The sequence below is a fragment of the Sphingomonas faeni genome (assembly GCF_023195535.1).
Taxonomy (GTDB): domain Bacteria; phylum Pseudomonadota; class Alphaproteobacteria; order Sphingomonadales; family Sphingomonadaceae; genus Sphingomonas; species Sphingomonas faeni_B.
On record NZ_JALPNF010000021.1, the window covers coordinates 1 to 8,905 of the forward strand.

Genomic DNA, 8,905 nt, shown 5'->3' on the forward strand with positions numbered 1-8,905 from the left:
GCTCGTGATCGAAAACCATCCGTACCGCCCGCTCGCGGACTTCGGGCGCAAACTTGTTCGTCGTCTTGCTCGTCATGGCTCCACCTTCTCAGGAGTTGGAGCCTCCGACAAACCCGGCGCGGTTCAATAACAACCTAATCCGCTGGACTAATTTGGCAGCGTTGAAGGCTGGGAAGTAAGGAGACGTGAAGGCGCGGACTTGAAGGACCGAAAACTAGCACGGTTCGACTGCAAAGTAGCACCGGAGCCGACGACCGTTTTCGGAAAGGCGTGAGCGCTCGTAAGTGACCGGTTGTAGATCTCTTTCCAAGCCCGCTTCCTAATGTTGTTGCTATGTTTACACAAAGATGCGGTAGAACGGTGCGGCGAACCGTCTTACCGTAACGGTCTTCGGCATAATGCGGGGCAGTTGGTATGAAGCTGAGCAAAGTTTTCGCAAGGTTCTACAAGTCTTTCAACTTCGACCATCACCGCAAGGCCCATCCCGACGCGCAAGAGCGCGCCTGGGAGATGATCGGCGAGGAGTGGTATCCCTACATCGAAGTCTCGATTGACCGTTTGATCACGACGGTCGTCGGCGCCAACGAGTCGGGCAAGAGCCATCTCCTGAGGGCGATCGAAATCGCGGTTACGGGGGAAGGCTTCCAGCATCAGGACCTCTGCCGCTACTGCGATTTCTTCAACGTCGAGCGCGGCAACGACTTCTGGCCGCATCTCGGGGTCGCGTGGGACGAGGTCACGCCCGACGAAGCGAAGCTGATCGCCGAGGGGCTGGACGAGGCACCGCCGCGGTTCACGTCGTTCCAGATGTTTAGGCAGGGCCCGGACGTGCTGCACCTCCTGTTCCCGGATGGGCGTGGAGGGTTCGTGCGTCGCGAACTGGAAGGTGGGGCGGCGCGGTCGTTCGGCAGGAACGTGCTGCCGAAGCCGTTCCGCATACATCCCGGCGTGGGGCTGCCCGGCGCGCTTCCTGTCGACCAAGTCGCGCCGCCCGAGGGGCGGCCATCACGGGGCCGATCGCATGACCGCAGCCTCATCGCGCTGGGTAAGGCGGTCTACGAGCAATGGCGTCAGAGCCCGAGCGATTTCGCGCAGCGTAGCGCCGGCATCGTGCCATCGCTGGCCGGGATCTTCTCAGAGATCGATGAGGATGGATCAGTGTCGGACTCGGAGGCCCTTTCCTTCGATCTCGCGCGCAGGCTCCTGATCCAGCTTGGCAACGTCGAGCCCGAGCGTCTGCGCGAGCTCTCTCGCTTTCTCTCGATCGGGGAGAATGGACACGCGGCCGCTCTGGCGGACAGCATCAACCATCAGCTCGAGCGGCGTTTGAATTTCCCGAAGTTCTGGGTGCAAGACAAGGACTTCCAGCTCGTCGTCACGCCGCACGAGCAGGAACTCGTCTTCACGATCCGGGACCGCACGGGTACGCAGTACACCTTCGACGAGCGCAGCGAGGGGCTGAAGTACTTCCTCTCCTACTTCATCCAGTCCCAGACCCATCAGCCCGATGCCGTCCGCTCGGAAATCCTGCTAATGGATGAGCCGGACACCTTCCTGTCGGCAGAGGCGCAGCAGGACCTGCTTAAGATCTTTGCCGAGTTTGCCGAGCCCCAGTCGGGCGCGAGGCCGGTGCAGGTCGTATACGTGACGCACTCGCCATTCCTCCTCGATAAGAACCATGCTGAGCGGATTCGCGTGTTGCAGAAGGGGCGCGGCAGCGACGGCACCCGCGTCATCGGCAACGCCTCGCAGAACCACTACGAGCCGCTCCGATCCGCCATCGGCGCATACGTCGGCGAGACGGCCTTCATCGGGGCGTGCAACCTCCTGGTGGAAGGCGTGTCCGACCAGGTGCTTCTCGCCGGAATGTCGCGGGTCATTCAGCGCGGCGAGCGGGTGGGTGAGGCCGAGGTGCTCGACCTCAACAGGATCGTGCTGGTGCCGTGCGGCTCGGCGAGCCACGTGCCGTACATGCTCTACCTAGTGCGGGGACGCGACAGCGACATCCCGCCGGTGCTCGTGCTCCTGGATTCGGACGGCAGCGGCGACGAGGCGGCGGCCGTGCTCCGCGACGACCCCGCCATGTCGCGGCTGATCAAGCCCGAGTTCCGGATGCAGATCGGCGACTTCGACCTTCTGGCCGAGGAGCAAAGGAAGGTTCTGGAGCCCGAGGACCTTATCCCCGTCGACCTGGCGGTCGCGGCGGTCCACCGCTACTTCGAGCAGGTGAGCCGGTTCCGCGAAGGACCAGCGCGCACGGTGGACGGCGACGCCATTGCGGCGCTGGTCTCCGGCGGCGCCGGCCTCGTGGCGGCGCTGAAGGCCGTGGCGAAGGCGCAGGGTTCGCACGTCGACAAGATCGGGTTCGCGCGCGCGGTCGTGGAGCTCTGCGGAAGGCCGCCCGAAGGTCTCGGCGCGTCGGTGGACGTCCTCAAGGCGCGCATGCGCCGGCTCTTCGTTGAGCTGAATGCGCGTCGACGCAGGGCCGAGCAGGAGCGACTCCGAGACAAGGCCACCCAGCGTGTTGAGCAGCAGCGCAAGATATTCTTTCGCGACAACCCAGATGGCGCGACCAGGGAGCAGGCTGTGTTTCTGCTCGAGCGGATCGAGGAGGTGCTGGACGACTCGCTCGACGCGGAGGCGATCCGGCAGGACATGCTGTCCCTGCGCCATCGCTTCGACCTCGGTGGCGATCCGCTAGAGCCGGTGCCTGACTATCCCGGCTTTAAGCGCAGGATGGACGTACTGAAGGACGCCCTGTCGAGGTCGACGGACGAGGAGGCGGTCGGGTTGCCCGCCGTGACCGAGGCCGCCGCACGTGACCCAAGACCGAAGGCGTCCAGCCCAAGGACCGAGCGCGCGACGGTTGGTGGTCGCGGGTCGCCGGCGCCGCGACGCCGCCGAGCGCCGCGAGAGCCGCGAGAGCCGTCGGCCGAATAACAAGGAGATCGGCGGAAATGGGGCATGAACGAATGGCAAAAGGCAGGAAGTGGCCATGACATCCCGAATAGCCGAAAGTGGGTCATCGCCGCACAGTTGACCGCGGCGCGCGCAGGCTGCTGGGTGTCTCGCCGGAGTGCGCCTTGAATAACCTAGAGGGATCTTTCGAACCAAGCGCACCAGCTGGCAAGCGGGGCAAGCGGGGCAAGGTAGGACAAAGACCGACGTGCGTCGTGTGGAAAGCGGTTCGAGTTAGACTGGCTGCTCCCACTCGCGCCCGCCGGGCTATCCGCTCACCTTGCCGCATAAATGCCTGTGCAACGACCGTAGATTGCGTGACGGCGTTTTCGGCGAGCTTTGAAGAATGAGCCAAAACGGATCAAGCTGACACCGCCGTTAGGCTGAACCGCTCTGATCCTATATGGAACGTTGGGGGACCTGCGCATGCCAAAGACCATTCTCATCTTCTCGGACGGGACCGGGCAACTCGGCGGCCTGCGTCCGGATCAGCGCCTGTCGAACGTTTACAAGATGTACCGCGCGACGCGGCCAGGACCGGACTCGCCGATCAATCCGAAAGCACAGGTCGCCTTCTACGATGCGGGCCTCGGCGCGGGTGAGGTCGGCGGCATAACCTTCAAACGGGTGCGAAACGTCATGGCCGCCGCGGTCGGCACCGGCATCGATGAGAACGTCATCGACTGTTATGCGGCGATCGTAGCGCGGTACGAGCCGGGCGACCGCATCTGCATTTTCGGCTTCAGTCGTGGCGCCTACACCGCCCGCTCGCTGACGAACGTCCTCAATCTTTGCGGCGTGCCGACGCATAACGAAAAGGGCGCGCTGGTCCCGCGGTTCGGACCGGAGCTGCGCGCCATCGCGTCGGACGCCGTGCGGAACGTCTACAACCACGGCGCCGGCGCCAAGCGCGCACGATATGAGACCGAGCGCGAGACCCTCGCGGCGCGCTTCCGCGATAGGCACGGTTCGCACGGTGTCGGGGTCGACGGCGAGGGGCAAGGTAATGTCCAGCCCACCTTCGTCGGCGTGTTCGACACGGTCGCCGCGCTTGGCAGCCGGACGGCCACCACGATCGCGTTCGTCGGCATGGCTGCGCTGATCGCCATCTCCATCTACGTCTGGCGGCATGCGCCTTGGTGGGTGGCGGTGCCGGTCGCGGCTCTGCCGCTGTCGGCCGGCTACTGGTTCGTCCGATCCTTCTGGTCGCAGGTGAAGTTCTTCGCTGACGATGCCAAGTCTAGGCTGTCGCGCTGGGATCCGCGACGCCAGTGGTTTGAGCTGCGACACGCCCACGTCGCGTGGTGGAGCGGCAAGAACTACGACCGATACGCTGACAAGGAGGTCGGCCACCTCCGCCACGCGCTTGCGATCGACGAGGACCGCGCCAAGTTCCCGCGTGTTGCATGGGGCAGTTCCGCCGACCTCCAGTGGCACAAGGCGCGCGGCCGCGAGAACTGGCTGGTGCAGGTCTGGTTCGCGGGCAACCACTCTGACATCGGCGGCAGCTACCCAGAGGAAGAATCCCGCCTCTCCGACATCGCGTTACGGTGGATGGTTGGCGAGCTGAAGCAGGCGCTGGGCGACGAGGTCGCGGTCCTCGACGATCGGCTTGTCACCTCGCCCGACGCTCTCGGCCTGCAGCACAGCGAGCGGACCGGGATGCTGAACGGGCAGCCGGCCTGGTTCCGCCTGCTGACGTTCGGCAAGGTAGTTTGGGCGAAGGCGAAACGCGATGTCGATCCCGAAGCCACCCTACACCCTACCGTGCTTGAGCGTCTGGCCGCCCCACACGTACCGCAGATGGGTGAGGTCAGGCCGTACCGGCCGGAAAGCCTGAGCGGCCACGTCGCTGCTAAGGGCTTTTACGGAGCGAACTCGTTGATTGACGGCGCAGCCGACGCAGTCGCTGGCGCGAAAGGTGATGAACCGAGCGCCGCCGCGCTGGCTCAACCGACCGATGCAGGGAGGCAGACGCCATGAAGAGGATCCGCACGCTGGCGCTGGCCGTTGCGGCGCTATCCTCCGCCGCGGTGGCCGACGATGCCGAGCTTCATACCTTCCACTGCTTTCTTGGCTGCCCGGTCGGCGCGCCTGCTACAAACGACACCGTCGTACGCGAAATCTACACCCTGTCGTCGAACGACCTGACGAAGATGGCGGATTGGGTCGCCTACCGTGTCACCAAGGAGTCGATCGGAACGTCGGGCGACCGCGAGTGGCGCGCCGACCCCTGGCTTGGCGCCGACGAGACGCTGAACCCGCCGGCCTACGACGCCGCCAGCAATTCGCTCCACATTGATCGCGGTCATCAGGCGCCGTTGGCCTCCTTCTCTGGCACGCCGTCGGCGGCCGACACCAACGTCTTGTCCAACATCACGCCACAAAGCTCAGCGCTAAATCAGGGACCGTGGGTCAGGCTCGAGGACCGCGAGCGTGAACTGGCCACGCGACTAGCGGTACCTGTCTACGTCCTGACCGGCCCGCTCTACGAACGGATGATGCGCCCGCTGCCGAACGGCGGCGACTACCAGCGCGTGCCCTCGGGCTATTGGAAGGTGGTGGCGTTGGCTGACGGTAGGGCAACCGCTTTCGTGTTTGACCAGTCGGACCCGCGAACCCGTGACGTCTGCACCGCGCGCGTGACCATCCGCCATGTCGAACTGCGCAGCCGGCTACAGCTATTCCCCGACGCCACCGCCGCCGCCATGCCGCTCGATACCGAGCTTGGCTGCACCAGTGCCGCCCCTGCCGACCCCGCGCCGGCCGAGATCCCAGTCGAGGTACGCGCCAAGAGGAACCCGAAGCGAGCTGACGCACCGCGCTGAGCGGGCTTGGCATAGCCACTCGGGTCCTCACCGGGTTCTTGCGACTGGCGGCACTCCAAAAAACAAAAGTTGGGTTACGCGCAACTGCTACCCGCACAACCAGAACGAAAGGGCGTCCGAACGCGATAGCGGACATGAATGGGTTTCCGAAATTACGGTCGGCGCTCGTCGGCCTTAGCGCCCAGTCCTGGGCCGATCAGGTTAGTCCGTTCGCCGGTGTCCACTGCGGCACCTGCTGGTCCTGCCATAGTCGCAGGCGTCGCCAGTCCAGCGCATCGTAGACGGCTGTGGCGTCTACAGTATCGTTCAGTGGCAGTGCCGCAGCGGCCTCACGCCGAAAGCGAGGTCGAAGCGCGTCATCCTCCAGATACGCTGCCTCCCACCAGCCGATGATGCGATCGCGCGCATTCGCCATCGCCGCGGCTGACGGCAGCCGGTCGCGCTTCTCATGCTGATTGACCCGGGTGTGCGCCGGCATCAGGTTCCACAGATCACCGCATGGCCAGACCGACCATGGCAGGCAGTGGTCAATGTCGAAGCTGTTGGGCGTGAGCGGTCGTCCCGTCCAGACGCATTCGATCGGCTTCCCGCAAGCGAGTAGTCGCTGGGCGACGTCACGGCCAAGAGCGGTGGTGCGAACCGGCTCTACCCAGGCCAGGGCGGCCTCTGCAGTACCGGGCGCGACCGCTAGACCCATACGGTCGGCATAGGCGCAGGTCAGGCGGGACCATTCGGCCACCAGCATGGGTTCGATCCAGGACCCGAACCGCGACATGGCCCGCCACAAGTGGCCCGGCACCTCGATCAGACCCCAGCCGCGCAGCGTTTCAAGGTCGAGCACGGTTGCGGATGCACCGCCCGGCCGCCCGCGGCTGACGCCGAACACCTGCATGTCACTGTTGGGATAGCGGGTGAAGGTTGCCGGCATCTTGGCGATTGTGTGAGCAGCCCGGGACAGCGCGGAAGCGATAGCGTGGCCCTGCTCGCCGGCGAAGACCGCACCGACCCGTAGCTCGACCGGTGCCGTGCCGAGCGCGAGCAGTGCTTCAAACCCGTCCTTGGCGAAGCCCAGTCGCTCGATGCCGACATTACCCGGCATTTGCGGGAGCCTCGCCCGAACCAGGGGCAGGTACATTCTCAGCCAGTTCAGTGCGACCAAGCCCAGCGGCACCTCGACTGCATCGCGGCCATCGGGCGCCGGCGTAGCTGCAGCAGGCGCATATTCGGCGATCCGTGCCACGGCTCGGAGCAGTGCCAGCTTATAGGTGGATGACTTCTCGTCGGACAGGACGATGCCGCGCACCAGCGGGAGCGCGCCGGTGCCGTCATCGGGCATGCGGAGCGCTATGACGTCCCAGGTCACACCGGCGCGTCCGCCCTGATCGCTGGAGGGCGCAACCCGTAGCACCTCCAGCCCGTGCGCCCGGGCCAGCCCCTCAATCTCGGTGGTCGAGGTCGGGTGCATCTGCATGGCGGGCGGAGCGGGACCGTTGCGCAGCGTCATCACCAGCACGCCGCCGGGCTTCATCAGCGTGGCGAGTTTGCGGAAGGCGCGGGGCCGATCGGCAGGCGCGACGTGCTGCCAGACGGCTGACAGCAGCACGAGATCGTAGGCCAGCCCAAGCCCATGGACATGGTCGAGCGAGGGCAGGGCATCGCTCACCCACCGGACGCCGTGGCTTCTATGCTTCTCAGCTGCGATCCGGCGCATACCTGCAGCAGGCTCGGCCGCCACAACCTCGTAGCCAAGTGAGGTCAGCCAGGCCGCGTCACGTCCTGTGCCGGCACCGACGTCGAGCGCCAGCTTGCTGCCGCTGCCGTCCGGGATGACCGGCAACACCTCCCCCAGCATACGCTCAGACGATACCGCCTCGTAGCGCTCGGCTAGCATGTCGGCTTGACCGTCATAGGCAGCAACGACGTCTAGGTAGCTGTTCAAGCGTCAAGGCCTGCGAAACGGGCACGGTGCCGGGCGACATAGTCGGTGCGCGGGTGAAGCCTTGGATCGACGGGCAGGTGAACGCGCTCGCCCGGTTGCGGGAACAGGCGGATGAGCTCGGACGGCACCTTGTTGTGCGACACCAGCAGCCGGCACTCATCGTCGAGGCTGATGAGGTGACGATCGAACAGCCAGTGCGCGGTCGCGGACAGAGCAATGCCGTTCTGCACGACGTCCGGGCCGCCATCTGCGACGCTCCAGATGTGCGCGGCCTGAGCTTCGGCCTTGCCGCCACCATTGACCATACGCAGCCCCGTCACCGCGCAACGGTTGTCATATGCGTCGAGCACGTGGCCGCGGAAGGCGGCGCTGCGCACCTTGCGGTTGACCAGTAGCTGCGCCACGCGCCGCTCGTCTGGCGGTGAGGCCAGTAACGCGGCCGTGGAGGCGTCAATGTGGCGGGGATCGAGTTCGAGCCGGATCGCGTGTTCGGGTGATAGGGTGTCGACCAAGCCGACGTTCACGATGGCGGCAAAGTCAGCATCGTCAATGGCGCGAACCGATCGACCGCGTAGCGTCCGACCAGCGATGGCGGGGTTGTCCAGCTCGCGCAGCATACGCTCAAGAAAGCGGCCGTCCGGATCGCGATACGGCACGGGACGATCGAACTCGATGAAGTCGCTGATGCGGGCGTAGAAGAGCGTGCGGTCGGCGGGATCAGGGTCTATACTGTGCACCAGGCCGGCCGCCACATAGGCCTTGCGCCCACCCGCCGAGCCGGTTTCGCGGTAGATTATCCAATCGCCGACGCATGCTTCGGCTGGGCGGAGGTAGATGCGTGGGAAATGGTACCGCTCAGCGATCAGGTCGTCGTAGCGCGATGCACCGCTGATTTCGAACACGCCCTTCATATCGTGAACGTGACGTGGTTCTCCGGCGGGAGCAACCTTGCTGACAACCCCGCACGATCAACGATCGTGGAGCAGGTTTTTGCTGAACGAACGGCCGCTTTCGGGGAATGCAGATGCCGCCTCGAACGTCCGCAATTGGGTCTGACGTGACCCCCGTTTTTTCCTCCAGTTGGAGCTAGAGTCCGACCCCGGAAAGGGACGGACAGATGAAGCGGAAGCAGTTTTCGGAAGAGCAGATCATCGGCATCCTGAAGGAGGCCGAGGCTGGT

The 8,905-nt window shown here is 65.1% G+C and carries 5 protein-coding genes; 3 read left to right on the top strand and 2 right to left on the bottom strand.

Annotation, left to right across the window (positions count from 1 at the left end; genetic code table 11):
• The first annotated feature begins 414 nt into the window (after positions 1 to 414).
• The 3 genes from SPHN_RS18200 to SPHN_RS18210 all read left to right on the top strand — a co-directional run bounded on the left by SPHN_RS18200 (position 415) and on the right by SPHN_RS18210 (position 5,786).
• Entirely contained in the window at positions 415 to 2,940 is a 2,526-nt protein-coding gene (locus tag SPHN_RS18200; RefSeq protein WP_248525252.1) for an AAA family ATPase, read from the top strand.
• 444 nt (positions 2,941 to 3,384) lie between these two features.
• The gene (locus tag SPHN_RS18205; protein WP_248525254.1) at positions 3,385 to 4,941 is read left to right on the top strand and encodes a phospholipase effector Tle1 domain-containing protein; all 1,557 of its coding nucleotides are present in this window, start codon (positions 3,385 to 3,387) and stop codon (positions 4,939 to 4,941) included.
• A complete protein-coding gene (locus SPHN_RS18210) occupies positions 4,938 to 5,786 on the top strand; it encodes a DNA/RNA non-specific endonuclease (RefSeq protein WP_248525255.1) in 849 nt (282 codons plus the stop codon). The genes SPHN_RS18205 and SPHN_RS18210 overlap by 4 nt, the downstream gene beginning before the upstream one ends.
• 196 nt (positions 5,787 to 5,982) lie before the next feature.
• On the opposite strand, the gene SPHN_RS18215 is transcribed toward SPHN_RS18210, so the two are convergent.
• Together SPHN_RS18215 and SPHN_RS18220 are read right to left on the bottom strand one after the other, a co-directional pair.
• Positions 5,983 to 7,725 carry a class I SAM-dependent methyltransferase gene (locus tag SPHN_RS18215; RefSeq protein WP_248525256.1) on the bottom strand — a complete coding sequence of 581 codons (1,743 nt, stop codon included), beginning with the start codon at positions 7,723 to 7,725 and terminating at the stop codon, positions 5,983 to 5,985.
• Positions 7,722 to 8,636, bottom strand: coding sequence for an HNH endonuclease (locus tag SPHN_RS18220; RefSeq protein WP_248525257.1), 915 nt, complete (start codon positions 8,634 to 8,636; stop codon positions 7,722 to 7,724). Before SPHN_RS18220 ends, SPHN_RS18215 begins: the two co-directional genes overlap by 4 nt.
• Between the last annotated feature and the right edge of the window lie 269 nt (positions 8,637 to 8,905).

Excerpts from the sequence above, each read along its gene's own strand:
- SPHN_RS18200 (WP_248525252.1), top strand. The coding sequence starts at position 415 with ATGAAGCTGAGCAAAGTTTTCGCAAGGTTCTACAAGTCTTTCAACTTC.
- SPHN_RS18205 (WP_248525254.1), top strand. The coding sequence starts at position 3,385 with ATGCCAAAGACCATTCTCATCTTCTCGGACGGGACCGGGCAACTCGGC.
- SPHN_RS18210 (WP_248525255.1), top strand. The coding sequence starts at position 4,938 with ATGAAGAGGATCCGCACGCTGGCGCTGGCCGTTGCGGCGCTATCCTCC.
- SPHN_RS18220 (WP_248525257.1), bottom strand. The coding sequence starts at position 8,636 with ATGAAGGGCGTGTTCGAAATCAGCGGTGCATCGCGCTACGACGACCTG.